Origin of the sequence: Enterococcus sp. AZ177 (assembly GCF_050544585.1) — a bacterium.
Taxonomy (GTDB): Bacteria; Bacillota; Bacilli; order Lactobacillales; family Enterococcaceae; genus Enterococcus_L; species Enterococcus_L plantarum.
In genome coordinates, this window is record NZ_CP172944.1 from 1,408,901 (window position 1) to 1,434,113 (window position 25,213).

The window sequence follows — 25,213 nt, forward strand, 5'->3', positions numbered from 1 at the left end:
AATTCTTCTCAAAAAGACTTTTAAAACGATTTCATACATGGTACAATATAATTGTTACCATATATTAAAAAACACAGGAGTGATAGAATGAAAGCAGCTGTTGTAACGAAAGAAAATAATGGAAAAGTAGAGATCAAGGAATTAGATATCAGACCGCTTGAAACTGGTGAAGCTTTAGTGGATGTTGAATATTGTGGTGTTTGTCATACTGACCTGCATGTCGCTCACGGAGATTTTGGTGAAGTTCCAGGGCGAGTGATTGGTCATGAAGGAATCGGGATCGTTAAAGAAATTGCTCCAGGTGTCGAGAGTTTAAAAGTAGGAGACCGAGTAAGTATCGCTTGGTTCTTTGAAGGATGTGGCACTTGCGAATATTGTATCACAGGCCGTGAAACGTTCTGCCGCCAAGTAAAAAATGCTGGATTTTCAGTGGATGGTGCAATGGCTGAACAATGTATTGTTAAAGCAGACTACGCTGTTAAGGTACCAGAAGGCCTAGATCCAGCTCAAGCCAGCAGTATTTCATGTGCAGGGGTTACGTGTTACAAAGCAATCAAAGTTTCTGATGTAAAACCAGGGCAATGGGTTGCTATCTACGGTATTGGTGGCTTAGGAAATTTAGCGATTCAATATGCTAAAAATGTGTTTAATGCTAAAGTCATTGCTGTTGACATCAATGATGATAAATTAGAATTTGCCAAAGAATTAGGTGCTGATTTAGTTTGCAATCCATTAACAGATGGTGATGCTGGAGCGTGGATTCAAGAGAAAGTCGGCGGAGCACATGCAGCAGTTGTTACGGCTGTTTCGAAAGTTGCGTTTAATCAAGCCGTAGATTCTGTAAGGGCTGCTGGTAAAGTAGTTGCAGTTGGATTACCGCCAGAAACGATGGATCTAGCAATTGTTAAGACTGTTTTAGATGGAATTCAAATCGTAGGATCATTAGTTGGAACACGCAAAGATCTTGAAGAAGCATTCCAATTTGGAGCAGAAGGTAAAGTTGTACCCGTTGTGGAAACTCGTTGTTTACATGAAGTCAATGACATCTTTGAAGAAATGGAACAAGGAAAAATCAAGGGTAGAATGGTTGTAGATTTAAAAAAATAACACAATTATAAATTAAATAAATAAACAGAATAGCAAAGACCCTAAAAGAAAGAGCTGAAATTCTAACTTTGTAGGGTCTTTTTTTATAACAAGCAAGTGAATAGTAGCCTTTTCTAGATACTTTGATAGCTTCTTAAAATAGATTCTGTTACTATTGATAGTAGAATTTATTGGAAATTTATCAAGAATAAAATAGTTAAATGAACGAGTTCGATTCCCTAATCAAATCTATGTCATTTATTTTTATGGAATTTTAGGAGGAACAAAGATGAAGGAAAGTGCAAAAGCAGGTATTTCATTTGGAGGTGCATGAGCATTAGTCATCTCGTATGTAAATTGGCATAGTATTCTTTGGGCAGTGTTTCACGGGGCGTTGAGTTGGTTTTATGTAATCTATTACGTAATTGTATATGGCGTAAATTGATAGCGAGCAGTTAGAGCTGACTAGTATAAAAGAGTTGATTTTTGGATCAATTTTGAAATAGACTGTCATAACAATGAGATTTCCATTTATTTCTGTTTGCTAAACATTAAAAAAATTTTTAAACGAGTGATTTTCAGAAAATTTCTGTTAATCAAGGGAGAAATTATGCTATAATTACATAATTAAGATGGGAGGTTTAGTGCAAATGGAATCCATTTCAAAAGATTTTGCCGTTCAGCTGTTAAACGATGATGCACAAAGGATTATGATGTTGATTCGTAATCAAAAAAATAGCCTATGCATTTCCCAGTGTAAGGCGTTTGAAGAAGTCGTAGACACGCAAATGTATGGTTTTTCTCGTCAAGTGACTTATGCCATTCGACTAGGCATTTTAAGTTCAAAACAAGGACATCAAATGCTAAGTGATTTAGAAAAAGAACTTAATCAATTATATAGTGACGTTTATGAGGAAACACAAGAAAAAAAAGAGATTGGCAAGGAGGTTTAAGCTTTGCCGAACAAGATAAAAAAAAGGCATCTGTTAGATTATAGTATTTTGATTCCCTATTTGGTTCTTAGTGCAGTGGGATTAATCATGGTTTACAGTTCTACTTCTTCGCTGTTAGTGTCACAAGGCAAGCCACCGACCGGAATGGTTATCACCCAACTACAATTTTGGCTTTTAAGTTTAGTAGCAATGTTTTTTATTTACAAGATGAAAACAAGCGTCTTTCAAGTCAAAGGCTTTATTATGTTTGCAATTGTGGTTATTTCGGTTCTTCTGTTAGCCGTTCGATTTACGACATTAGGTTCAGAAATCAATGGTGCTAAAGGTTGGATTCAAATTGGTTCGTTCTCAATGCAACCGGCTGAATATCTAAAAATAATGGTGATTTGGTATCTTGCTTATATTTTAGGCCGAAGACAGAAATATATCGATAAAGAATTTAAAAAAGCAGTGTTTAGACCGATGCTTTTGGTGGGCTGTTTAATCTTCCTTGTTGCGATCCAACCGGATTTCGGAAACGCAGCCATTTTGACTTTATTGGTTATTATTATGATACTCTCTAGTGGCGTAAATTATATGTATACATATATAGTGGGTGGCGCTGGGATTTTGGGTAGTATTGCTGTTATCCAAGCGTTACTTTTAACTGGAGGAAAGATTATTCCAGAAAGATATCAATACGTGTATCAACGCTTCGCTATTTTCTTAAATCCATTCAAAGATGAACGGAATGCGGGTCATCAATTGGCAAATTCTTATTATGCGATCAATAATGGTAGCTGGTTTGGAAAAGGTTTAGGAAATAGCATTCAGAAAAAAGGATTTTTACCAGAAGCACATTCAGATTTTATATTTGCTATAACAATTGAAGAATTGGGCTTATTTGTATCATTGATTATACTAGCAATTTTAATGTTTATGATTGCGCGAATCATTTTAGTTGGCGTACGCTCAAAAAAACCGTTCAATTCACTAATGTGTATTGGTATTGGTTCAATGTTGTTGTTACAGGTTTTTATCAATTTGGGCGGAATTACTGGAGTGATTCCTTTAACAGGTGTAACATTTCCTTTCCTAAGCCAAGGAGGGAACAGTGTATTGATTATTTCAATTGCAGTTGCATTTGTATTGAATATCAGTGCAGATGAAAAAAAACAAAAAATGGACCAAGAATACCAATTACTTGGTAATTAATAAATGAAGGTCAAATAAACAGGTAGGAGTGAAAGAATGAAAAAAGTTTTAGTCGCAAATCGTGGAGAAATCGCAATTCGTATTTTTAGAGCCTGTACAGAGATGCACATCGGGACAGTGGCAATCTATGCAGCAGAAGACGAATATTCAGTTCATCGTTTTAAAGCTGATGAAGCCTATTTAGTTGGTAAGGGAAAAAAACCAATAGAAGCCTACCTTGACGTGGAAGACATAATCAGAATTGCAAAACAATCTGGTGCTGATGCTATACATCCGGGTTATGGTTTTCTTTCTGAAAATTTGGAGTTTGCCCGTCGCTGTAGAGAAGAAGGCCTTATTTTTGTAGGGCCATCACTGCATCATCTTGACATTTTTGGCGATAAAATCAAAGCGAAAGAAGCCGCTGTGGCTGCTGGGATTTCTTCGATACCGGGTTCAGATGGTCCTGTCGATACAGTAGAAGGTGTCTTGGACTTTGGTCGGACACATGGTTTTCCGATTATGATCAAAGCGGCACTTGGTGGTGGCGGTCGTGGCATGCGCGTAGCTCATGACGAAAAAGAAGCAAGAGAAGGGTATGATCGAGCGAAAAGTGAAGCTAAGGCAGCTTTTGGTTCTGATGAAGTCTATGTTGAAAAATATATTTCCAATCCAAAACATATTGAAGTTCAAATTTTAGGTGATAGTCATGGGAATGTGATTCATTTATTTGAACGTGATTGCTCTGTTCAACGCCGTCATCAAAAAGTTGTGGAAGTAGCTCCATGTGTTTCAATGAGTGAAGAAAAACGCAAAGAAATTTGTGGTGCTGCGGTTCAATTAATGAAGCACGTTCAATATATAAATGCTGGGACAGTTGAATTTCTAGTTGAGGGCGATCAATTTTATTTTATCGAAGTGAACCCACGTGTTCAAGTAGAGCATACCATCACTGAAATGGTCACAGATATAGACATTGTAGTTTCACAATTACAGATTGCTCAAGGTCTTGATCTTCATAAAGATATGAAAATTCCACAACAAGAAAATATTACGCTAAATGGCGCTGCAATCCAATGCAGAATTACAACGGAAGATCCATTGAATCATTTCATGCCTGATACTGGTAAGATTGATACTTATCGTTCACCAGGTGGTTTTGGCGTCCGTCTAGATGTTGGAAATGCCTATTCAGGTGCGGTTGTTACGCCCTATTTTGATTCATTGTTGGTTAAAGTTTGTACTCATGGTTTTACGTTTGAAAAAGCGATTCAAAAGATGGAACGTAGTTTGAGAGAATTTAGAATTCGTGGTGTTAAGACGAATATTCCATTTTTACACAAAGTAATTGGCCATCCAGAATTTCAATCAGGGGAAGCAAAAACTACCTTTATCGACAATACACCGCAATTATTCGAATTTCCTAAATTAAGAGATCGCGGGAATAAAACAATGAAATTTATTGGTGAAGTTACAGTCAATGGATTTCCTGGTATTGAAAAATCAACGAAGAAATATTTTGATGCACCGCGTATACCAACTGATTTAGAGTTACGTAATGATTATGTAACGGCAAAAAATGTTTTAGATACAGATGGAGCGCAAGGCGTAATCGAATGGGTCAAAAAACAAGAAAATGTTTTATTAACAGATACAACTTTCCGCGATGCACATCAAAGTTTATTAGCTACTCGAGTAAGAACACAGGATTTCAAAGAAATCGCACGTTTAACTGGCGAAGGGTTGCCTGAGCTATTTTCGAGTGAAATGTGGGGCGGTGCAACTTTTGATGTTGCATATCGTTTCTTAAATGAAGATCCATGGCAAAGACTACGCAAAATTCGTAAGTTAATGCCGAACACATTATTACAAATGTTGTTTAGAGGGTCAAATGCGGTTGGCTATCAAAATTATCCAGACAATGTAATCGAAGAATTTATTAAAGAGTCAGCAAGACAAGGAATTGATGTTTTCCGTATTTTTGATAGTTTGAATTGGTTACCGCAGATGGAAAAAAGTATTCAAACCGTTAGAGATACCGGGAAGATTGCAGAAGCTGCTATTTGTTATACAGGGGATATCAATGACCCTTCAAGAGCAAAATACAATGTTGAGTACTACAAAAATATGGCCAAAGAACTTGAAAAGATGGGTGCTCATATTATTGCAATCAAAGATATGGCAGGTTTATTAAAGCCACAAGCAGCGTATCGTTTGATCAGTGAGTTAAAAGATACGACTGATTTACCGATACATTTGCATACACATGATACAAGCGGTAATGGTATAATCACCTATTCAGCTGCGACTAAAGCTGGAGTGGATATCGTAGATGTGGCTACAAGTGCAATGAGCGGGGCAACAAGTCAGCCTAGCATGAGCAGTTTATATTATGCGTTAGTGAATGGTGATCGTACCCCCAATGTTAACATCGATAATACGCAAAAAATCAACCATTACTGGGAAGATGTTCGTATGTATTACCAATCATTCGAAAATGGCCTAAATGCACCACAAACAGAAGTTTACATGCATGAAATGCCAGGTGGACAGTATTCTAATTTACAACAACAAGCTAAGGCTGTCGGCTTGGGTCACCAATGGGATGAAATCAAAAAAATGTATCATACGGTCAACTTAATGTTTGGCGATATTGTTAAAGTGACGCCATCTTCAAAAGTCGTAGGGGATATGGCATTATTCATGGTTCAAAATAATCTAACAGAAGAGGAAATCTATGCCAATGGAGAAGACTTGAGTTTTCCAGAGTCAGTCGTTACCTTCTTCCAAGGGGACTTAGGTCAACCAGTAGGTGGGTTTCCTAAAGAGTTACAGAGAATTATTCTAAAAGGACGTCCAGCCTTCACAGAAAGGCCTGGAAGTTTGGCAGCGCCTGTAAAATTTGATAAGGTAAAAGCAGAATTAACTGAAAAAATTGGTTATGAACCAAAACTAGAAGAGGTATTGAGTTATTTAATGTATCCTCAGGTATTCTTGGACTATCGTACTTCTTATCAAAATTTTGGTGATGTGACGTTATTAGATACGCCAACCTTCTTCCAAGGAATTCGGCAAGGTGAATCAGTAGAAGTTCAAATCGAAAAGGGTAAGACGTTGATTATTCGTTTAGATGAAATCGGTGACCCTGATATTGAAGGAAACCGGGTATTATTCTTTAATTTAAACGGTCAACGACGTGAAATAGTTATTAAAGATACCTCTATCAAATCCTCTGTCCAAGCAAAACGCAAAGCAGAACCAACAAATAAAGAGCAAATCGGTGCTACAATGTCAGGCTCTGTTCTCCAAGTTTTAGTTCAAAAAGGGGACAAGGTTAAAAAAGGAGATGCTTTGTTGGTAACAGAAGCGATGAAGATGGAAACCACTATTGAAGCTCGTTTTGATGGGATTGTTGAACATATTTATGTATTTGAAGAAGAACCGATTAGTTCAGGTGATCTGTTGATAGAAGTAAAAGAAAATTAACCGAAAAGTGGGGGAAAAGATGAAACGATTTTTAGCTTTTTTAGGCGTTTTCTTGATAGTCGTTGTAGGGGGCTATTTGCAGCCAGTCTTTTTCCCTGCTGAAAAAATGCAGCAAGAAGCAGATCATGGGAGACAAGTTGCCTCCCATACTGCTTTACCTTATGAAGAAATACCAACTTCGGGTTATGCTACGTACATAGGAAAAAAAGCAACTGATTTCGTTACTGAGTTTGGTGAACCGCTTGAAAAAAAAATGACAGTTATGGGATATGAGTTATGGATATATGGTGTGAAAGATTCAGATTATCTAGAAGTGAATGTTCAAAACGAAAAAATCTCTTCAATCAAAGCATTGAATGACTCAAAAGAAACGTTACCATTTTCTATTGGTATGAAGTTGTCTGATGTTTCAGAATTGATGACCATTTATTCGAATTTTGCCTTTACATACAAAGAAACCAACTACAATGTGGAGTTAATGGAAGAAGATATGAATTATCGTCCTCTGATTGCATTTGATAATAAAACATTCGCTATTTTATTTTTCAATCATGGCACAGGTAAGCTTTCAGCAGTTACTTATTTAGATAAAAAAACATTATTAACCTTAATGCCATACCAATTAGTAGAAGGTGAACTTGTGCCTTTTCCGGTAAAAGAACAGCCTCCTGGATTTGATGCTGTCACAAGTAATCAAGTGCTCAGAACAATCAATTTGTTGAAACTTGCAGAAGGATTACCAGCATATCGTGTGAATACTGAAAGTCAAAAAAATGCTCAAAAGCTTTTTGATACATTAAATAAAAATTCTAAAAATGTTCTTTCAACAGAACGAGTAGAAAATTGGCAATATAGCAAAGAACAAATGACTTCTGAGACCATGTTTACACTGACCAATGATGAATACCAAAAATTATTAAAAGCGGGTCAATTAGACAAGAAAAAAGCAACAGGGATGTATACAGAACCCGTTTATGATCCAACCTTCACTGTGCTCTCATGGTTTTCTGATTCATTATATCATTCTCGATTTGCTCATCAAGAAAATGAACACATTGGCGTTGCTTTCTCTAAAGCAAGTATGTTAGTCTTATTACAAGAGACTGAAAAAGAAATAACTCAAACAGAGGAAAGTGAATAAGTATGATAGTGACAGAAAAACTTTTTGAAATAGAAGATCAGACAGAAAAACTTGTTCAAGCCATTTTAGCAAGTGAGACCATTGAATCTTATAAAATAAATCGTCAAGCAATGTATGGATCTAAGGACGTCCGAGAGAAGCAAAAAGCATTTTTAGAGGCAAAAGATTCCTTCGAGCGCATCGAAGCTTATGGAAACCATGCGCCGGATTTCCGCACTAAACAACGAGCAGTTCGCCAAGCGAAGCGTGCGTTAGATCTGAGTGAAGAAGTTGCTGAGTTTCGATTCTCTGAAACTGGTGTTCAAACGATATTAGATTTAGTGGGTATGGCAGTAGCGAAAACAATTTCAGCTGATATCAAAGTAGACGCTGGAAATCCATTTTTTGAAAAGGGAAAACATTCGGGGTGTGGAGGTAATTGTCATGCAAGTTAAGGAAGAAAAAGAATTTACCATTCAAAAACGTCGTTGTTTAGTTGTTTTTGTATACAGTTTAAAGCAATTAAAGACATTGAAACGCTATGGATTGATTCATTATGTCTCACGTCGGATGAAATATGTTGTGCTTTATATGAATGAAGAAGATATTGAAAGCTCAGAAGCTAAAATCAATGGTTTGCATTTTGTACGGAAAGTAGAACGGTCTTATCGTCCAGATGTGGAAATGAATTTTGCTGAAAAAATCGGAACAAAAGCGGCGTATCAGTACGAGAAAGAAGAAGGCTTTGAGGTCGAAGAATTAAGTACTCAAATTCGTTTAGCTGAAAATGTGTAAAAATTGAGATGAAAAATGTGTACGAACTTCAAACATTTTTCATCTTTTTTCTGTATAGTTGATATACTATTAAAGTACATTAAGTGATAAGGAGCGTTTAAAGAATGCGGGTTATATCTGGAGAATATGGTGGACGACGTTTAAAAGCATTAGTTGGTGATAATACACGCCCTACAACGGATAAGGTAAAAGAATCGATTTTTAATATGATAGGACCGTATTTTGATGGTGGAACGGTGTTAGATTTATATGCAGGAAGCGGCGGTTTAGCGATCGAAGCTGTGTCCAGAGGAATGGATCTAGGGATTTGTATTGAAAAAAACTTTTCTGCTATTAAAATTATTAAGGAAAATATTGAAGTAACAAAAGAACCAAACAAGTTTATCGTAAAAAAAATGGATGCTAATAAAGCATTATTATTTTTAAAAGAAGAAGAAATAACGGTCGATTTGGTGTTACTTGATCCGCCGTATGCCAAACAGGAAATCGAAGAGCAAATAGAACAAATGCTTGCTCAAGATTTACTAAGTGAAGTGGGTATCATTGTTTGTGAGACGGATAAATCTGTGAAGCTTCCAGAAATCATTGGTACATGTGTAAAATCTCGTGAAACAACCTACGGTATCACTCAAATAACGATTTATAAACAGGAGGTAAGCGATGAGTAAAATTGCTCTTTTTCCTGGAAGTTTTGACCCATTGACGAATGGCCATTTAAATATGATTGAACGTAGTATACTGTTGTTCGACAAAGTCATTATAGGCGTTTTTGTCAATACAAATAAAACAGCTCTTTTTTCCTTAGAAGAAAAGCTTATCTTCATTAAGGAAGCTGTTGCCCATTTAGAAAATGTGGAAGTTATCGTTCAAGAAAAGAAACTCACTGTTGAAAGTGCTGAAGAATTAGGTGCTAACTTTTTAATTCGTGGAATCAGAAATATCAAAGACTATGAGTATGAAAAAGACATAGCGAGAATGAATCATCATTTAGCACCTCATTTAGAAACTGTTTTTCTATTAGCTGACGAAACCTATGGTCACATCAGTTCAAGTTTACTAAAGGAAGTGCTGGAATTTGGCGGGGATGTCTCTGAATACCTTCCTCAATCTGTCAATCGAGCACTAAATCAAAAGAATCGTGAGATGAAACGAAATGAAGAATGAACATGAAGAAAAATTATCAATCAAGTCGACGCTCCCTTTTATTATCGTTATAGTGTTGATTATTATAATGATCTTTCCAATTCCTTTTTACATTGAAGGGCCTGGTACAACGGAGAATTTAAAAGATTTTGTGACTGTGAATAATAAAAAAGATACGGAACCAGGTGCGTTTTATTTAACAACTGTTGGCGTTCGTAAAGCAACAGTAGGTTCTGCTTTAAAAGCAAAATTTTCAACTTTTGAAGAACTAGTAAGCAAAGAAGAATTGATGGGATCAAGTACAAGTAGTGAATATGATCGAATTCAGCAATATTATATGAATTCGTCGAAAAATGCTGCAATTGAGCAGGCGTTAAAACTCGCTGATGTACCCTACAAAATGAATTTCAAAGGTGTATATGTTTTAGCAATAGAAGATAATTCAAGTTTTAAAGGAAAAATTTCTGTTGGAGATACTGTTACAGGAATCGATGGACATACATTTAAAAGCAGTGAAGAATTTGTAGACTATGTAAAAAAACAAAAAATTGGGCAAAAAGTGACTGTAAGCTACTTACAAGATGGTAAGGCTAAGAAAGCAGAAGGTAAATTGATTGAATTACCAACCGATAAAAAGGCAGGTATTGGCATCGGATTGACTGATCATACTGAAATTGAGTCTACGGTTCCGGTTGAAATAGATGCAGGTGATATCGGTGGTCCATCAGCAGGCTTAATGTTTACCTTAGAGACATATGAGCAACTAATACAAAAAGGGATTCGTAAAGGACATAAGATTGCTGGTACAGGAACAATCAATACTCAAGGAGTCGTTGGGCGAATAGGTGGTATTGACAAAAAAGTTGTTACTGCTAGTAACAATGGAACAGAAATTTTCTTTGCACCGGATGACGAAATCACGAAAGAAATGAAAAAAGCTGAACCAGAAATTAAAACAAACTACGAAGAGGCAAAAGCAGCCGCTGAAAAAATAGGAACAAAAATGAAAATTGTACCTGTAAAAAATGTACAAGATGCTTTAAATTATCTTGAAACATTGAATGAAAAATAAAAAAATGGACAACGAGGTGTTAACTTCGTTGTTCATTTTTTGTTTTATTGCAAAAGCCTAATAAATATCGGGAAATCAAAGAATTTTTTTATTTTTAATCATGAAAATAAAAAAGTAATGCGTATCTTTATTTAGAAGGGGGGAAAATCATGGATTATCGTAAATTAATACAACAATACAAACAGTATATTATCAGCGGTATTATTTTGTTTAGTATTACTTGCAGTGTTATTGTCATCGTTCTTGTTAACTCTCGTCAAGATACGTTACCAGAAGACGAATTGGTTCCAAATTCGGTGAGTTCACTTCAATCGAGCGATCAAGAATCAACTATAGCGCAAATATACGTGGATATAAAGGGCGCTGTAGAAAAACCAGGATTGTATGAAGGAACTCTGAATATGCGCGTCTGGGACGCTGTGATGCTTGCTGGCGGGGTGAAGGATATTGCGGATACGAAAAGAGTCAATTTTTCTGAACGAATTGCCGATCAGATGGTCATTTACATACCAGAGATAGGTGAAGAAGCCCAAAGCGCCGAAAATAATAGCCAGTCAGAGGAGAGTCAAAGTAAAGACGTAAATAAAATCAATCTAAATCAAGCCAGTGAAGCTGAATTACAAACGTTGCCTGGTGTTGGTCAAAAGAAAGCTCAAGAGATCATTCGTTATAGGGAAGAAAATGGTGGATTTAAAACAATAGAAGAGATAAAGAATATCTCAGGTTTTGGTGAAAAAACATTTGAAAAATTAAAAGATGCTATTACTTCATAGAATTGACGAGAGTTAATCGATATAAGATGCAACAATTTTATAAATATCATGTGTCGGTTCTTGACGAGACTTTTTCTATAATTTACTATTTGTATATCCTATTACTAATTCAAAAGAATCAGCAAAAATAAATTGGACAATAACTACATAAAAAAGGAGAATAAAATGACATTAGAACGAATTCCTTGGGATCAATATTTTATGGCACAAAGCGTGTTATTATCATTAAGAAGTACTTGTACACGTTTGGAAGTTGGGGCAACAGTTGTGAGAGATAAACGAATTATCGCAGGGGGATACAATGGGTCGGTTAGTGGAGACGTACATTGTATTGATGATGGCTGTTATATGGTTGACGGACACTGTGTTCGCACGATTCATGCTGAAATGAATGCTATTTTACAGTGTGCCAAATTTGGTATCCCGACAGATGGAGCTGAAATTTATGTGACTCATTTTCCTTGTTTGCAATGCACGAAAATGATTCTACAAGCAGGAATCAAAAAAATTCATTATTTAAAAGATTATCGGAATGACCAATATGCAATGGCCTTGATTGAGCAAGTTGGCGCAACGGTAGATCAAGTAACGTTATCCAAAAAATACTTTGCTGAATTACAATTAGGAGAAGAAGAGACTGCTTCACTGGAAGAAGCTTCTCAAACAGATCAATAACTACTGGATTTTTCCAGTACTTGTAGGTATAGGAACAGTTTTTTTAATTTTAGAACCTAGCTTTTTAAATGGTATTATTTGGTTTTATTTTATTAGTCGAATTCTTTGCACAAGAAATAAGGCGATTATCAGCGTCAGTATTTTGTGCCTGTTTATTCTAGCTATTTCTTGCTGGTTGACCTTAAACGTGGAGCACCAAAAAAAGTTTCCAGAAGCAGTCGAAGTGGGTGGCCATCTATCTGTGTTGCCTGATAAATATACAATAGATGGTGATAGTCTTCAAATGGAAGGAAGCTTCTATATATCTAAAAAAGAAAAGCGTAAAGTGGTCGCTTTTTATCGATTTCGTTCAGAACGGGAAAAACAAAGTTGGCAAAAAATAAATATGCCTATTGATATTACTCTTTTGGGGGAATTTGAAGTACCGTTAGCTCAAACAAACCTTAATGGATTTAATTATCGAAAGTATTTAAAAGAGAAGGGCATCTATCAAACCTTATCGATTAGAGACATTTACAAAATCGAAACTGGAAATCCAAAGATGTATGATGTTTTTGCTTGGTTAAGTTGTTTTAGAAAAAAAGCGATTGATCATTGTGATAATCTGTTTTTGAAAGAAACCTCGTTACATCTTAAAACACTGATTTTTGGGTTTAAATCTAGTGAATTTTCTCAAAAAGAAGACATGTTAGCTAACTTGGGAATACTTCATTTGTTTAGTTTGTCTGGAATGCATGTGACATTTTTTATTGGAAGTTTCAGGTCTTTCTTCTTACGATGTGGGATCACGATTGAAAGGTTATTTTGGTTACAATTGTTGTTCTCAATTATTTATGCAGGATTAACTGGCTTCTCTATAAGTGTTGTTCGAGCATTGATCCAAAGTATGATTTCACTTGGAAATCGTGAATTTAAATGGCGCTTATCTGGGTTGGATTGTTGGAGTTTGTCATTTGTCGTTAACTTGGTTTTTCAACCTTATGTATTATTTTCAACTGGCGGTCAGTTGAGTTATGGCCTATCTTTTTTCATTTTATATGTTCATCCTATTGTAGAACGGGTTAACAAGCGATTTATTCGGATGTATTGTTTTTCACTTCTATTAACAGTTACGATGATTCCGTTAGTCGGACGAACATTTTTTGAATGGCAGTTAACAAGTAGCCTGTTTACGTTTTTGTTATTACCCATTTTTGAGCGAGCTATCTTACCCTTGTTAACGATTAGCTTTTTAGGATCATTCATTTATAAAATAAAACTAGTGATCGATAGTCTAGAACTATATTTCGTCATGCAGCAATCCATTTTTGAGTGGTTAAGTCGATACAGCACCTTTACAATTGTTACGGGCGTTTTTACACCAGTTCTTTTTTTGTTGATTGTTATAGTCCTTTTTTTAATGCTACACTTGATGTATCAACGTTCAAAAAAAGTTTATTTGTTAGGTGCAGGGTTACTATTGTTGATGAATAATAAGTATTTTTCTTTCATTGGTACGATTGCTTTTATCGATGTTGGACAGGGAGATAGTATTTTTATCCAAACGCCGTTTCATCAAGAGAATATTTTGATTGATACGGGTGGTAGAATAGCGTTTGACAAAGAAAAATGGGCAATTAAAACCAACCAAACAATAAATGCTGATTATTCCGTCATCCCATATTTGAAAAGCAAAGGAGTAAAGTATCTTGACAAAGTATTGATTACTCATGGTCATATGGACCACTTCGGTGATTTACTTAAGATCAACGAAAAAATACCGATTCGTTCATTATACTTCCCGGAAGGAACAGAAAATAAATCTGCTTTTCAGCAAACGCTAAATCGTTTAAAGGCTAAAGGGATAAAATGTTATCCAGTTTTAGCAGGAGCATCTATTCGCCATTCGATTTCCTTAGAGATACTGGCTCCAACTACTGCAGGAACGGGTGAAAATAAAGATTCTATGGTTGTTTACACAAAGGTTTCTGGTCAACGCTTCTTATTTATAGGCGATTTAGAAAAAGAAGGGGAGCGACAATTGATACAGCGTTTTCCAACTTTGCGGGCAGATATATTAAAAGTAGGGCATCATGGGAGTAAGACGTCATCTGATTCTTTATTCATCAAGAAGATTAAACCCAGAGAAGGAATTATTTCTTGTGGACGCAATAATCGATTTAATCATCCTCATGAAGAAACGATTGTCACATTTGAGCAAGAGCAGATCGTTCAATTTCAAACAGATAAAAACGGAATGATCTATTATGAATGGACACCATTTTCAAAAATGTCATCAGTTAAAACAATCATGGAAGAAGACTAGCATTTCTTATAGTGCCATGATAGGATGGAAAAGAGAAATGAGGGAATTTATGAACTTACAAGAGGCATTAAAACAAGTCAGACAACAGCAGTTTGCTTCTGTTTATTTAATCCAAGGAACAGAAGGGTATTTAAATGAGTTATTTAAAACAGAATTGATGGAGCAATTAATTAAAACAGAGGATGATCAATTTAATTATTCTTCCTTCGATATGGAAGAAGTACCGTTATCTGTAGCAATGGAAGAAGCTGAAACTATTCCTTTTTTTGGTGACTATCGGTTAGTTTTTATCGAAAATCCTTATTTTTTAACTGCTGAAAGAAAAATGAATGGATTAGACCATGATATTGATAGCTTACTCAACTATTTAGAACAACCATCTCCCACAACAATTTTAGTATTTAGTGCACAAGTTGAAAAATTAGATGAACGAAAAAAAGTAACGAAATCACTAAAAAAACAGGCTGAAGTTATTGATGTTAATCCAATGGGAGAACGAGAAGTAAGGCAATATGTAGAGCAGACGATTCAAGGTGAAGGCTATGAGATTAGACCAGAGGCTTTTGATTTACTGCTGCAGTTGACGGATTTGAATTTATCCAAAGTCATGGGAGAACTACAGAAATTGTTTTTGTATTCCTCTGACAGCAAAATTATTTCGTTAAATGGCGTCAAGGAACTTGTACCTAAATCCTTAGAACATAATGTATTTGATTTGACCAATGATGTTTTAACTGGAAATGGTGAAAAAGCAATTCAATTGTATGAAGATTTATTACTGCAAAGTGAAGAAACTATTAAATTAAATGCGATTTTATTAAATCAAATCCGTTTATTTTTACAAACAAAAATTTTAGCAAAAGTAGGATATCAACAAGCGAATATCGCTGAAACACTTAAAATTCATCCTTATCGTGTTAAATTAGCTCTACAGCAAGTTCGTCGATTTGAACTAGATCGTTTGGAGGCCATCTACGATGAGCTAGTTGAGAATGATTATAAAATGAAAACAGGAAAAATGGATAAAGAGCTGCTATTTGAATTATTTATTCTTAAATTGTCTGGGCAAGTGAACAGATAACAGGAATGCGAATAAACCAATCGTCTATATCTCTAGCGCTGTTTATATAAAAAAAGAAATTAAAACCAAAAAAAGAAGTACGTGATCAAATCTGTTAGAGTTGATTACGTACTTTTTACACTAAAAAAGAAGCTAACACGAAGTTAGCTTCTAAAAATCCTTATTTTGCTAATTTTTTGCTTAGACGTGATTTATCACGGCCTGCTTTGTTTTTATGGATTAATCCTTTTGTTTCAGCCATATCAACAGCTTTAATAGCTTCTGTATATAACGCATCAACATTGTCAGCGCCAGCAGCTACAGCATCTTCAAATTTCTTGATAGCTGTACGCATTGCATTTTTTTGAGATGAATTTTGAGCATTCTTATTAGCATTAGTACGTACACGTTTAATTGCAGATTCAATATTTGGCATTTCTTTCACCTCCGATAAATTAAGGTCTTACACAGGAAAATCCATATGTAATTCAACACTAATCATTATACCTAATCCAAACAGGCATTGCAATAAAAGATGACAAGTTTTTTTCCTTAACAGTAAAAATATTGATTTTATCGCATGGAAATCGTTTTGAATTTACGGTTGATAGGAAATTTAGATACTTTTTTTTAAAAATATGCTATCATAACAGGGTAAAATGAAATGGTGGTGTCAATGTGAATATTGCTCTAATTGTAACGATTACCCTTGTGATGGGCGTTATTTTCGTCAATGGTTGGACTGATGCGCCTAATGCAATTGCAACCGCTGTCTCAACTCGCGTTTTAAAGCCGAATGTTGCGATTTGGATGGCTGTCGTAATGAACTTTTTTGGTGCGTTGGTGATGACATATTTTAATGCACAGGTGGCAGAAACGATCAGTAACATTGTTAGTTTTGATGCACAAGGGAATGCTTCACAAGTGGCTTTAGCAGCATCTTTATTTTCAATCGTGGTCTGGTCAGTAGCAGCATGGTATTTTGGTATTCCAACTAGTGAGAGTCACGCGTTGATTGCTGGCTTAACAGGTTCTGCAATGGCTTTAGGAGGAATCGGAGCAGTTAATGGTTCTGAATGGTCGAAAGTACTTGTTGGACTAGTCGTCTCAACAGTCATGGGCTTTGGTGGAGGTTATCTTGTCACAAAGCTAATTGTAATCCTTTTCAGAGGTGTAGCTAGAAGAACAGCAAATAAAGTTTTCACCTACGGACAAGCATTTGGTGCTGCTGCAAATGCCTTTTTGCATGGTGCGCAAGATGGTCAAAAATTCATGGGCGTATTCATGTTAGGACTTTATTATAATAATTTTGCAGAAAAGTCTGGTTCAGGATTTATCATTCCAATTTGGGTCATGATTCTTTGCTCTGTCACAATGGGGTTTGGCACATCTGTAGGTGGTATGAGAATTATCAAATCAGTTGGGATGGACATGGTAAAATTAGAACGGTATCAAGGATTTGCAGCTGATTTAAGTACAGCTGTGTGTTTATTTGCGGCTTCAATCTTTGGTATTCCTGTTTCTACTACACACACTAAAACAACTGCAATCATGGGTGTGGGTGCTTCCAAACGAGTATCAAGTGTTGATTGGCGTATTGTAAAAGAAATGCTGATTGCTTGGATCTTGACATTTCCAGGTTGCGGGATTATTGCCTTTATTATGGCAAAATTATTTATAGCACTATTTTAAGGAGAGAATAAAATGGCTAGAAAAAAGCAATTTGATTATTTTGGTGAATTAGAGCATTTAGCAAAAAATGCGCATCAAGCAGCAGAATTATTAGAAATGATTGCGCTTAATTATTCACTTGAAACATTGGAGAATGAAGCAGAGAAAATTCATTTATTAGAACGTGCAGGGGATCAAATCGTTCAAAAAATCATGAATGAATTATATATTTCGTTTATTACTCCTATTGATCGTGAAGATATCGTAGAAATTACACAATGTCTAGATGACGTACTTGATACTATCAACAGTATTACTTACTTACTTAGCAGCTTAGTTGTGAAAGAGCTAAATGATAATGCCATGGTATTTATTACATATGGAGTAGAAGCTACGGCAGGTGTATTAACTGCAACTAAAGAGTTTGCAAAATTTAAAAACTCAAAAACATTGCATACAATGATCAATGAAGTAAGTGAAATTGAGGGGAAAGCTGATAAATTATACAGTGAAGCGTTAAAAGATTTGTTTACGAATGAGCAAAATCCCATTGAAGTTATTCGCTGGAAAAATGTCTATGATCAATTAGAAGAATTTTTAAATGCCAGTGAATCAGTTGTAGATGTAATTGGTGGCTTAGTCATAAAAAATAGTTAATAACGATAATAGGTTGAGGTAAATCAAAATTTATCTCAGCCTAATACTCTACATTTAGTCGGAGGAATTGAATGGATAATAAATACATTGATGAAATTAGACGTTTTAGCCTGTCAAAAATGGAAAAAGATCAAACAGGTCATGGTCTGGATCATATAAATAGAGTTGTTCGCTTAGCAGATAAAATCGCTGGAACTGAAACGTGTAATCATTTTATCGTTACAGCTGCAGCCTATCTTCATGATACTGTGGATGATAAATTAGTGCCTGATTCGCACCAAGCATTTCAACAGATGGAAGAATTTTTACAAGATATTAACGTTCCCAATGATCAAATTCAGCAAATAACTCATATAATCATGAACCTTTCTTTTAGTCAAGAGATTAACGGAACAGCAGAAAAACTAACGATTGAAGGACAAATCGTGCAGGATGCTGACCGCTTAGATGCTATGGGCGCAATTGGAATTATGCGGACGATTTATTATGGCGCACGCAGAGGAAATCCAATTTATAATCCTGAAATCAAACCAAGAACCCTTCAGTCAAAAGCCGAATATCGAGAAGAAAGCACGATCATCAATCATTTTTATGAAAAAATTCTTTTACTTAATAAAAGCTTGAATACAGAATATGCGAAAGTATTAGGCCAAAAACGCCAAGAATTTTTAGAAGGTTTTTTAACTGAATTTTTTGAAGAATGGAATTAAAAGAAGCAACTGAAAATAACGCTATCAGTTATCCAGTTGCCCTTTTTTACGCTTATACAAATTTCGTTTTTTGTGTGTGGTATTTTTTAGAGACGTGACGTTCATTTGGGATCGTTTTTAACATTCTTAATCCATTTAAAATAACAAGAATTGTGCTTCCTTCATGCCCTATAACGCCTAGTGGCAAATTAATCATTTGAAAAAAATTAGATAGAATCAACAATACGATGACTCCAGATGAAAAAACAATATTTTGAGTGACGATTCTTTTTAATTTTTTTGAAAGAAGGTGACTCATTTGAAGCTTCTCTAAGTCATTTTTCATTAACACCATATCTGCTACATCCATCGCTATATCAGTTCCTTGCCCCATGGCAACACCAATTGCAGCATTGGCTAAGGCAGGTGCATCATTTATGCCATCTCCGACCATTGCGTTGATTCCATAACGCTCTTTTTGTTTCTTGATTATAATGGTTTTATCTTCAGGCAAGCAATTTGCATGGATTTCATCTATCTCAAGTTCAGTTGCCACAGCGGCTGCTGTTTTATCGTGATCTCCTGTAATCATTGTAGTATGGATACCCAATTGTTTAAAATAACTGATTACTTTTTTTGCTTCTGGTTTTGGAACATCTAAAAGACCAAAATAGGCAATGATTTCTTGATTTTTAAATAAACAAATCACCGTTTTACCTTCAATTTGCAGTTGTTCAATTTCTTGTTGTATTTCTTCATTTATTCTTGTTTGATCATCGAATTCACTTTTTCCAATTCGCCAAACGGTTGAATCAATCGTTGTCTCCATCCCGAAACCGATAATATTTTTTACATCGATTTGACCATAGACTTCTGTATTATCATGATCAAAACGGGTAATAAGCGCTTGTGCTAATGGATGAGTTGATTGTCTTTCCATCGCTAAAAGTATATCTAAGCCTTCTTGCTTATTTTTTAAAAATACGGCATCTGTCACTACAGGAATGCCACGAGTTAACGTTCCAGTTTTGTCAAAAGCGATTGCTTTTAGAGAAGCTAAATTTTCTAAATAAACGCCACCTTTAAACAGCACACCATTTCTTGCACCATTAGAGATAGCAGCTAATGTTGCAGGCGTGGCTGAAGCGACTAAGGCGCAAGGGGATGCAACGACTAATAAAACCATGCCTCGATAAAAACTTTCATTCCATGACCAGCCTAAAAATAAATAAGGAATCAAAATCATTAATGGGATTGCAATCAAGACGATTTTCACATAGCGATTTTCCAGTTTTTCAATAAAGCTAGCTGTTTGTGAAGGTGTATTTTGAGCCTCATTTACGAGTCTGATAATTTTAGCAAATAAAGTATCTTCACTATTTTTACTAACGATCATCGTAATTGCCTCACCTAGATTGATTGTCCCACCAAACAACTCGTCATTGCGTTGTTTTTCAACTGGAACAGATTCTCCAGTGATTGCCGCTTCGTCAATAGTGGAAGTCCCTTTACTTAAAATGCCGTCGATTGGAATACTTGCACCTTTAGGGACTAGTAAATGATCACCAATCTTTAATTGAGTAACAGCAACCTCAGTTGTTTTACCTAAATCATTTAGTAAGTAGGCTGTTTCTGGCTGTAGATTCATTAAACTGGCTATTTCTTTTTTACTTTTAGTTGTCGTATATTCTTCTAGCGCACCACTAAGGCAGAAAATGAAAGTCAGCATAGCGCCTTCGAACCAATTACCAATAATACACGCTCCAATTGCTGCTAAAGCCATAAGTAAATCGACATTTAGATGTTTATGTTCAAGCGTATCAACTATCCCTTCTTTTGTTTGTTTATATCCACCAAATATGATTGCGAAAATGAAACTAATCGGATAAAATGCTGTTCCTGATTTTTCTAAAATAAATCCTACGATCATAAATACTAAACATAAAATAGTGGATAGTAATGCTTTTTTTTCTTCTGAATACTTCATGATTATCACTCCTCACAAAAAAGAATAGCATAAAATAAATCTAATTGATAATCATAATACCTAAATGAGAATGATAGTGATTATCATTTAGCTTAAATGCTTATTTAAAAGTGTTTTAATATATTTTTGAAGAATATTTATTCTAATTAATATTGATAATCATTATCAACAAAAATAGAAAGTATGTATCAATTTCTAAATAAAAAAAGGGTGTGGGACATGACTCTAAAAGTCACACCCCACACCCCTAAGGAATCAGGATAAACGATGGTAGAAGAAGCAACTACTACGCTTTGCTTCAATCTCAATTGTTATTATGAAAATAGCCAATAACTGATGAGTAATACACCAAGTACAATTCGATACCAACCAAAAGCAGTAAAGTCGTTTCGTTTTAGATAGTTCAATAAGAACTTGATCACAATAATTGAAACAACAAAAGCTACAATCGAACCAGTCAGTAGAATAAGAATTTCACTAAATCCAAATGTATTTCCTTTCATGACGAACTTTACAATTTTTAAGAAGCTTGCGCCGAACATAACAGGAATACCAAGGAAAAATGAAAATTCTGTTGCGACAAATCGTGATGCACCGATAATGATAGCGCCAAGAATTGTTGCACCTGAACGAGAGGTACCTGGAATCAATGATAAGACTTGAAAAAAGCCGACAATTGCGGCAGCTTTATAGGTAAAGTCTCTCAAATCAGTACATTTTGGTTTACGATCTCGATTTCTTTTTTCAATCACTACAAAAGCAACCCCATAAATAATCAGCATCAATGCTACGGTAAAGAAGTTATGGAATTTTGCTTCTAGCCAGTCATCTAACGGAATCCCAATGATAGCAGCTGGGGCACAGGCAACAACAACTTTTGACCAGAGAATCCATGTATCTTTCTTTTCTGTTTCATTTTTTTGCGGTGAGAAGGGGTTTAACTTGTGGAAATAAAGAACGACGACAGCCATAATCGCACCAAGCTGAATCACGACATTAAACATTTCCATAAAGTCTTTGCTGAGGTTCATTTTAATGAATTCATCGACTAAGATCAAATGTCCTGTACTACTGATCGGAAGCCATTCAGTTACGCCCTCGATAATACCTAGAATAATTGCTTTCCATAAATTTGATAAAAGCATAGGTTCAATCCTTTCCAGCATAAAATAGTAAATCACTAATAGTATACCTTTTAGTATCAGAAAAACCAACTAACTTTTAATGCGTGCAAAAAAAATTAGAAACAAGCTACTTCAGTGTTGTAATTATTCTGAGAATTTTTTATACTAGTACTATTCATAAAAATTGGAGGAAAAATAAATGTTTGGATTTTTGAAAAAGAAAGAACCAGTTCAATTAAATGAAACGCTATATGCAGTAGCAACGGGAAATTTGATCCCAATTAGTGAAGTCAATGATCCTGTTTTTTCACAAAAAATGATGGGGGATGGCTTTGCGATTATTCCGGAAACAGGGGAAATTTATTCGCCAATTGAAGGAGTTGTCTTAAGTGTTTTTCAAACAAAGCATGCTGTGGGCATGAAAATGGCAAATGGGCTTGAAATTTTACTTCATATGGGTATCGATACAGTTGAGCTTAATGGAGAGCCTTTTAATATAAAAGTAAGTGAAGGGTCTAAAATATCACAAGGAACGTTAATTGCTGAAGTTGATTTACAAGGCATCATATCTGCTGAAAAAGCAATCGATATGGTGGTTGTGATTACGAATATGGATGCAGTAAAAAGCTTCGATCTTAATAAGACAGGACAAGTCAATGCAGGTGAAGAAATAGGAACTGCTAAAGCATAAGAAAGTAGTTAGGATGACTCAAAAGGGCAGAAAAACATTAAACCGTTTTTCTGCTCTTATTTAGTTTTTATTGAAAATAAATGTTGAAATAAATATAAAAATACACTTAAGTTGAACTATAATTTTATAAAAACTATGGATGAAAGCAGATTAGAAAAGAGTGGATACGATGTATGGAATGTCGAATTCCTTAAGTGAAGAGAGGACTTATGAAATGCGTATGTATTCAAAAAATGAGCGAAATCAGTTTTAAAGGAATATTTACTTCCTTACATATCCCAAAAGATGATGCATTAGTATTTGTGGGACGGTTGAAAGAACTTGATCAAATTGCTAAAAATACAGAGATGAAATTGAAAGTTTGAAACCTTAGCATAAATATTATACGTGATCTGAAATAGTTATTTTTCAGATAGTGGCTTTTTTTCTGGGAAACAAATAGTAAAGAGGACCAATAAAAGACAGGTTGCCTACTCTTGAAAAATCGCTATGATAATCCATTTTCAGCGCCTTTAGATTTAAGTGAGAATTATCTGGTCGATGATGTTTATCTGGGCGAACACAAAAATTGTATAGACGAAGTCCTTGATGTGATTCGCATTGAGGATACACGTTTCAAAAAGATAAAAATAATCCAGCCAGAATTATTACTAAAGCGAAAAATCGATAGCGTAACAATTGATAATTTTTTTATGGAAGGGATCTGGGCGGAATTCAAATAAAAAAATCAATGTCGTTGCACAACTTGTATTAGAGGACTGTTCATTATTGCGGTTAATAAAAGTAAACAGATTCACAATGGATCATCATTTGTTTGCATCTGCAATTGGCACAAATAAACGAAAGGAATTTTTATTGGAATCTCACATTCAGGTACAAATCAGGAAATAAATGCTTTGGCGGATCTTGCTATTGAGAAAGGCTTGGCGGTAATTGGTTTGACCGCTAACTCTAATTCAGCGTTAGCACGAAAAAGTTCGATTCTGTTGCTGACACCTATTGGAGAAGAAGCCTAATTTGTCTACAATCTTTACCCATTTGTTTACATTTAAATCAGCTGGAATACCGTATCGGCGAGCTAGAGTCACATACCCAACTTCACCCCTCTGATACGCTTGAACTACTGATTTTTTAAAGTCATAATCATATTTAACCATTATAAAAAGCCCCCCCAATTTAGATTTTCTGGTCTAACTTAAGGGGCTCACTTCACTTGTTTTTTCTCGCACTCTTATTTTTGATAGTTTAGGTAGTAGAGAAAATCGCTTGTCCTTTGTCGATATAGTGGGTATCATTGACTGTATCAATTGTAAATTTACCATTTTCATAGATTAATTTAGTCACACTGCCATTTTCAAGAGCAATCTGCATAGGTAAACGATTATCGATCAATGACATTAAGAATGAAATCGTCAATCCATGAGAAACAATCATGACATTACCACCACCATGTTTCTCTCGATGGTAGGCAATATCTTTAAATCCGCTCCAAACTCGGTCACGGATTTTATCGTAAGGTTCTGCCCAGTTTGCCGTGTCAGCAGTGATGATAGCGTCAGCCAATTCTTTATAGCTGATGCTATTTGTCATCATATCCTCATAGTTTTTATATGCTAAGATTCTAGGAACAACACCCCAAAGTTCGCCATCATACCCTCCATCCAGAGAGCCAAAACACCATTCACGAATGCGGCTATCGGTATTGTAAGGAATGTTTGCGCCATTTTGATGTTCTTGTAAAATGATACGCGCAGTTTGCATTGCGCGTCCGCTGTCACTAGAGTATGCCTCTTTAAAATCGATCTCTCGTAAACCAAGACCTAAATAGAGAATCGTCTTTTCTCCCTCTCTAGTCAAGGGGGTATCTGACCAGCCTTGGGTTCGACCTATTGTATTGAACATCGTCTTACCGTGACGGATGATGTAGAGTGTTGTTGGTTCATTCATATCCTAGTTCCTCCTTTAGTAGCTCGATAACGATTGATCCTTTTTAGTTAAAAAATGGATTGGTTTTCTTTTCGTGTTCGATAGTCGTTGCGTCTCCGTGTCCAGAATAGGCTGGAAATTCATCAGGTAACGTGAAAAGATAGGTTTTGATACTGTGAAGTAATTGCTGCATGTCACCAGTGTGTAAATCAGTTCTACCAATGCTTCCTTTAAATAACGCATCACCTGTAACAACAAAGTCATCAAACACGAAACTTACACTCCCAATTGAATGGCCAGGTGTTGGTACTACAGTAAACGACATACCACCTAAATTGTAATCAGTCATTTCAAATTCTACTTCAGCAGGTTGTACAATAATATCAGCAATGTCATTATGGCGGCCCAAGCCAGATAAGTTAAGGACCGGGTTAGATAACCATTCTTGTTCTAATGGGCTAACATAAACAGGAATAGTGTATTGGTGGCGGAGTTCCTCAACTGCACCGATGTGATCATAATGAGTATGTGTTAGTAAAATAGCAATCGGTTTTTTACCTGTCTTTTCAATTAATGCAGCTATTTTTTCTGCTTCAGCACCTGGATCAATGATTAATAAATTCGTTTCATTATAAATTAAGTAACAATTTTCCTGGATAACACCCGTTTGGATTCGTTCGATTTTAAGCATAGTTATTTGCCTCCTAATAAATATGATTTCTACTTCAGTATAACTCAATTATAGCCAGAATCAAAAAACATCGCTATCCTTATTAGCAGATTATGAAAACTTAGATGAGAAATATAGAGCCAATGGATGAAGTATC

Annotated in this window: 27 protein-coding genes; 21 read left to right on the forward strand and 6 right to left on the reverse strand. The window is 35.4% G+C overall.

From position 1 onward, the window contains the following. Positions 1–87: 87 nt before the first annotated feature. The 14 genes from adhP (at position 88) to holA (ending at position 15,662) form a co-directional block, all read left to right on the forward strand. Complete coding sequence (gene adhP, locus IGJ34_RS06905; RefSeq protein ID WP_069652999.1) at positions 88–1,107, forward strand: alcohol dehydrogenase AdhP; 1,020 nt, start codon at positions 88–90, stop codon at positions 1,105–1,107. A 629-nt stretch (positions 1,108–1,736) separates the two neighbouring features. Then, complete coding sequence (locus IGJ34_RS06910; RefSeq protein ID WP_069653000.1) at positions 1,737–2,039, forward strand: YlaN family protein; 303 nt, start codon at positions 1,737–1,739, stop codon at positions 2,037–2,039. Between the two features lie 3 nt (positions 2,040–2,042). Next, positions 2,043–3,233, forward strand: a complete 1,191-nt coding sequence (locus IGJ34_RS06915; protein WP_111248744.1) for an FtsW/RodA/SpoVE family cell cycle protein — start codon at positions 2,043–2,045, stop codon at positions 3,231–3,233. A gap of 36 nt (positions 3,234–3,269) precedes the next feature. Further along, positions 3,270–6,698, forward strand: a complete 3,429-nt coding sequence (locus tag IGJ34_RS06920; protein WP_430598445.1) for a pyruvate carboxylase — start codon at positions 3,270–3,272, stop codon at positions 6,696–6,698. Between the two features lie 19 nt (positions 6,699–6,717). Then, the gene (locus IGJ34_RS06925; protein ID WP_430598446.1) at positions 6,718–7,839 is read left to right on the forward strand and encodes a CAP-associated domain-containing protein; all 1,122 of its coding nucleotides are present in this window, start codon (positions 6,718–6,720) and stop codon (positions 7,837–7,839) included. Positions 7,840–7,841: 2 nt separating this feature from the next. Further along, complete coding sequence (locus IGJ34_RS06930) at positions 7,842–8,273, forward strand: YlbF family regulator (RefSeq protein ID WP_069653004.1); 432 nt, start codon at positions 7,842–7,844, stop codon at positions 8,271–8,273. Then, the gene (locus IGJ34_RS06935) at positions 8,263–8,613 is read left to right on the forward strand and encodes a YlbG family protein (protein ID WP_069653005.1); all 351 of its coding nucleotides are present in this window, start codon (positions 8,263–8,265) and stop codon (positions 8,611–8,613) included. The genes IGJ34_RS06930 and IGJ34_RS06935 overlap by 11 nt, the downstream gene beginning before the upstream one ends. A gap of 104 nt (positions 8,614–8,717) precedes the next feature. Further along, positions 8,718–9,281, forward strand: a complete 564-nt coding sequence (gene rsmD, locus IGJ34_RS06940) for a 16S rRNA (guanine(966)-N(2))-methyltransferase RsmD (RefSeq protein WP_069653006.1) — start codon at positions 8,718–8,720, stop codon at positions 9,279–9,281. Further along, positions 9,274–9,777, forward strand: coding sequence for a pantetheine-phosphate adenylyltransferase (coaD, locus tag IGJ34_RS06945; protein WP_430598447.1), 504 nt, complete (start codon positions 9,274–9,276; stop codon positions 9,775–9,777). Before rsmD ends, coaD begins: the two co-directional genes overlap by 8 nt. Continuing rightward, positions 9,767–10,828: a SepM family pheromone-processing serine protease gene (locus IGJ34_RS06950; RefSeq protein ID WP_069653008.1), complete on the forward strand. Its 1,062-nt coding sequence runs from the start codon at positions 9,767–9,769 to the stop codon at positions 10,826–10,828. The genes coaD and IGJ34_RS06950 overlap by 11 nt, the downstream gene beginning before the upstream one ends. Positions 10,829–10,977: 149 nt before the next feature. Next, positions 10,978–11,601 (forward strand): helix-hairpin-helix domain-containing protein, encoded by a 624-nt coding sequence (locus IGJ34_RS06955; RefSeq protein ID WP_206833990.1) that lies wholly within the window; start codon positions 10,978–10,980, stop codon positions 11,599–11,601. A 165-nt stretch (positions 11,602–11,766) separates the two neighbouring features. Next, complete coding sequence (locus IGJ34_RS06960) at positions 11,767–12,276, forward strand: ComE operon protein 2 (protein ID WP_111248739.1); 510 nt, start codon at positions 11,767–11,769, stop codon at positions 12,274–12,276. Positions 12,277–12,304: 28 nt separating this feature from the next. Then, complete coding sequence (locus IGJ34_RS06965; RefSeq protein ID WP_430598524.1) at positions 12,305–14,581, forward strand: DNA internalization-related competence protein ComEC/Rec2; 2,277 nt, start codon at positions 12,305–12,307, stop codon at positions 14,579–14,581. A gap of 49 nt (positions 14,582–14,630) precedes the next feature. Next, the gene (gene holA / locus IGJ34_RS06970) at positions 14,631–15,662 is read left to right on the forward strand and encodes a DNA polymerase III subunit delta (RefSeq protein ID WP_430598448.1); all 1,032 of its coding nucleotides are present in this window, start codon (positions 14,631–14,633) and stop codon (positions 15,660–15,662) included. A 160-nt stretch (positions 15,663–15,822) separates the two neighbouring features. Here holA and rpsT read toward each other — a convergent pair whose 3' ends face one another. Further along, complete coding sequence (gene rpsT, locus IGJ34_RS06975) at positions 15,823–16,077, reverse strand: 30S ribosomal protein S20 (protein WP_010764753.1); 255 nt, start codon at positions 16,075–16,077, stop codon at positions 15,823–15,825. Between the two features lie 278 nt (positions 16,078–16,355). Between rpsT and IGJ34_RS06980 the strand changes: the two genes are divergently transcribed. The 3 genes from IGJ34_RS06980 (at position 16,356) to IGJ34_RS06990 (ending at position 18,679) form a co-directional block, all read left to right on the forward strand. Then, complete coding sequence (locus tag IGJ34_RS06980; RefSeq protein ID WP_430598525.1) at positions 16,356–17,333, forward strand: inorganic phosphate transporter; 978 nt, start codon at positions 16,356–16,358, stop codon at positions 17,331–17,333. Between the two features lie 12 nt (positions 17,334–17,345). Next, positions 17,346–17,969 (forward strand): DUF47 domain-containing protein, encoded by a 624-nt coding sequence (locus IGJ34_RS06985; RefSeq protein WP_206833992.1) that lies wholly within the window; start codon positions 17,346–17,348, stop codon positions 17,967–17,969. Positions 17,970–18,040: 71 nt separating this feature from the next. Further along, positions 18,041–18,679 (forward strand): HD domain-containing protein, encoded by a 639-nt coding sequence (locus IGJ34_RS06990; RefSeq protein ID WP_430598449.1) that lies wholly within the window; start codon positions 18,041–18,043, stop codon positions 18,677–18,679. A gap of 52 nt (positions 18,680–18,731) precedes the next feature. Here IGJ34_RS06990 and IGJ34_RS06995 read toward each other — a convergent pair whose 3' ends face one another. Then, positions 18,732–20,645 carry a heavy metal translocating P-type ATPase gene (locus IGJ34_RS06995; RefSeq protein WP_430598450.1) on the reverse strand — a complete coding sequence of 638 codons (1,914 nt, stop codon included), beginning with the start codon at positions 20,643–20,645 and terminating at the stop codon, positions 18,732–18,734. A 314-nt stretch (positions 20,646–20,959) separates the two neighbouring features. After that, on the reverse strand, positions 20,960–21,790 hold the full coding sequence (locus tag IGJ34_RS07000) for an undecaprenyl-diphosphate phosphatase (protein ID WP_069653017.1): 831 nt from the start codon (positions 21,788–21,790) through the stop codon (positions 20,960–20,962). Positions 21,791–21,968: 178 nt separating this feature from the next. On the opposite strand from IGJ34_RS07000, the gene IGJ34_RS07005 reads away from it, so the two are divergent. The 4 genes from IGJ34_RS07005 (at position 21,969) to IGJ34_RS07020 (ending at position 23,476) form a co-directional block, all read left to right on the forward strand. Next, positions 21,969–22,460 (forward strand): PTS sugar transporter subunit IIA, encoded by a 492-nt coding sequence (locus IGJ34_RS07005; protein ID WP_069653018.1) that lies wholly within the window; start codon positions 21,969–21,971, stop codon positions 22,458–22,460. A 209-nt stretch (positions 22,461–22,669) separates the two neighbouring features. Further along, a complete protein-coding gene (locus tag IGJ34_RS07010) occupies positions 22,670–22,825 on the forward strand; it encodes a MupG family TIM beta-alpha barrel fold protein (protein ID WP_167351491.1) in 156 nt (51 codons plus the stop codon). 111 nt (positions 22,826–22,936) lie between these two features. Next, a complete protein-coding gene (locus tag IGJ34_RS07015) occupies positions 22,937–23,182 on the forward strand; it encodes a hypothetical protein (RefSeq protein WP_069653019.1) in 246 nt (81 codons plus the stop codon). Between the two features lie 174 nt (positions 23,183–23,356). Then, entirely contained in the window at positions 23,357–23,476 is a 120-nt protein-coding gene (locus IGJ34_RS07020) for a hypothetical protein (RefSeq protein ID WP_240485833.1), read from the forward strand. Here the strand turns inward: IGJ34_RS07020 and IGJ34_RS07025 are convergent. The 3 genes from IGJ34_RS07025 to IGJ34_RS07035 all read right to left on the reverse strand — a co-directional run bounded on the left by IGJ34_RS07025 (position 23,423) and on the right by IGJ34_RS07035 (position 25,077). After that, positions 23,423–23,617, reverse strand: coding sequence for a transposase (locus IGJ34_RS07025; protein ID WP_141706515.1), 195 nt, complete (start codon positions 23,615–23,617; stop codon positions 23,423–23,425). The two genes, IGJ34_RS07020 and IGJ34_RS07025, sit on opposite strands and share 54 nt — an antisense overlap. An 88-nt stretch (positions 23,618–23,705) precedes the next feature. Continuing rightward, entirely contained in the window at positions 23,706–24,407 is a 702-nt protein-coding gene (locus IGJ34_RS07030; RefSeq protein WP_430598451.1) for a histidine phosphatase family protein, read from the reverse strand. A gap of 43 nt (positions 24,408–24,450) precedes the next feature. Next, the gene (locus IGJ34_RS07035; RefSeq protein ID WP_069653021.1) at positions 24,451–25,077 is read right to left on the reverse strand and encodes an MBL fold metallo-hydrolase; all 627 of its coding nucleotides are present in this window, start codon (positions 25,075–25,077) and stop codon (positions 24,451–24,453) included. Positions 25,078–25,213: the final 136 nt, after the last annotated feature.

Excerpts from the sequence above, each read along its gene's own strand:
- adhP (WP_069652999.1), top strand. The coding sequence starts at position 88 with ATGAAAGCAGCTGTTGTAACGAAAGAAAATAATGGAAAAGTAGAGATC.
- IGJ34_RS06910 (WP_069653000.1), top strand. The coding sequence starts at position 1,737 with ATGGAATCCATTTCAAAAGATTTTGCCGTTCAGCTGTTAAACGATGAT.
- IGJ34_RS06920 (WP_430598445.1), top strand. The coding sequence starts at position 3,270 with ATGAAAAAAGTTTTAGTCGCAAATCGTGGAGAAATCGCAATTCGTATT.
- IGJ34_RS06925 (WP_430598446.1), top strand. The coding sequence starts at position 6,718 with ATGAAACGATTTTTAGCTTTTTTAGGCGTTTTCTTGATAGTCGTTGTA.
- IGJ34_RS06930 (WP_069653004.1), top strand. The coding sequence starts at position 7,842 with ATGATAGTGACAGAAAAACTTTTTGAAATAGAAGATCAGACAGAAAAA.
- IGJ34_RS06935 (WP_069653005.1), top strand. The coding sequence starts at position 8,263 with ATGCAAGTTAAGGAAGAAAAAGAATTTACCATTCAAAAACGTCGTTGT.
- rsmD (WP_069653006.1), top strand. The coding sequence starts at position 8,718 with ATGCGGGTTATATCTGGAGAATATGGTGGACGACGTTTAAAAGCATTA.
- coaD (WP_430598447.1), top strand. The coding sequence starts at position 9,274 with ATGAGTAAAATTGCTCTTTTTCCTGGAAGTTTTGACCCATTGACGAAT.
- IGJ34_RS06950 (WP_069653008.1), top strand. The coding sequence starts at position 9,767 with ATGAAGAATGAACATGAAGAAAAATTATCAATCAAGTCGACGCTCCCT.
- IGJ34_RS06955 (WP_206833990.1), top strand. The coding sequence starts at position 10,978 with ATGGATTATCGTAAATTAATACAACAATACAAACAGTATATTATCAGC.
- IGJ34_RS06960 (WP_111248739.1), top strand. The coding sequence starts at position 11,767 with ATGACATTAGAACGAATTCCTTGGGATCAATATTTTATGGCACAAAGC.
- holA (WP_430598448.1), top strand. The coding sequence starts at position 14,631 with ATGAACTTACAAGAGGCATTAAAACAAGTCAGACAACAGCAGTTTGCT.
- rpsT (WP_010764753.1), bottom strand. The coding sequence starts at position 16,077 with ATGCCAAATATTGAATCTGCAATTAAACGTGTACGTACTAATGCTAAT.
- IGJ34_RS06980 (WP_430598525.1), top strand. The coding sequence starts at position 16,356 with ATGGGCGTTATTTTCGTCAATGGTTGGACTGATGCGCCTAATGCAATT.
- IGJ34_RS06985 (WP_206833992.1), top strand. The coding sequence starts at position 17,346 with ATGGCTAGAAAAAAGCAATTTGATTATTTTGGTGAATTAGAGCATTTA.
- IGJ34_RS06990 (WP_430598449.1), top strand. The coding sequence starts at position 18,041 with ATGGATAATAAATACATTGATGAAATTAGACGTTTTAGCCTGTCAAAA.
- IGJ34_RS06995 (WP_430598450.1), bottom strand. The coding sequence starts at position 20,645 with ATGAAGTATTCAGAAGAAAAAAAAGCATTACTATCCACTATTTTATGT.
- IGJ34_RS07000 (WP_069653017.1), bottom strand. The coding sequence starts at position 21,790 with ATGCTTTTATCAAATTTATGGAAAGCAATTATTCTAGGTATTATCGAG.
- IGJ34_RS07005 (WP_069653018.1), top strand. The coding sequence starts at position 21,969 with ATGTTTGGATTTTTGAAAAAGAAAGAACCAGTTCAATTAAATGAAACG.
- IGJ34_RS07010 (WP_167351491.1), top strand. The coding sequence starts at position 22,670 with ATGAAATGCGTATGTATTCAAAAAATGAGCGAAATCAGTTTTAAAGGA.
- IGJ34_RS07025 (WP_141706515.1), bottom strand. The coding sequence starts at position 23,617 with ATGGTTAAATATGATTATGACTTTAAAAAATCAGTAGTTCAAGCGTAT.
- IGJ34_RS07030 (WP_430598451.1), bottom strand. The coding sequence starts at position 24,407 with ATGAATGAACCAACAACACTCTACATCATCCGTCACGGTAAGACGATG.
- IGJ34_RS07035 (WP_069653021.1), bottom strand. The coding sequence starts at position 25,077 with ATGCTTAAAATCGAACGAATCCAAACGGGTGTTATCCAGGAAAATTGT.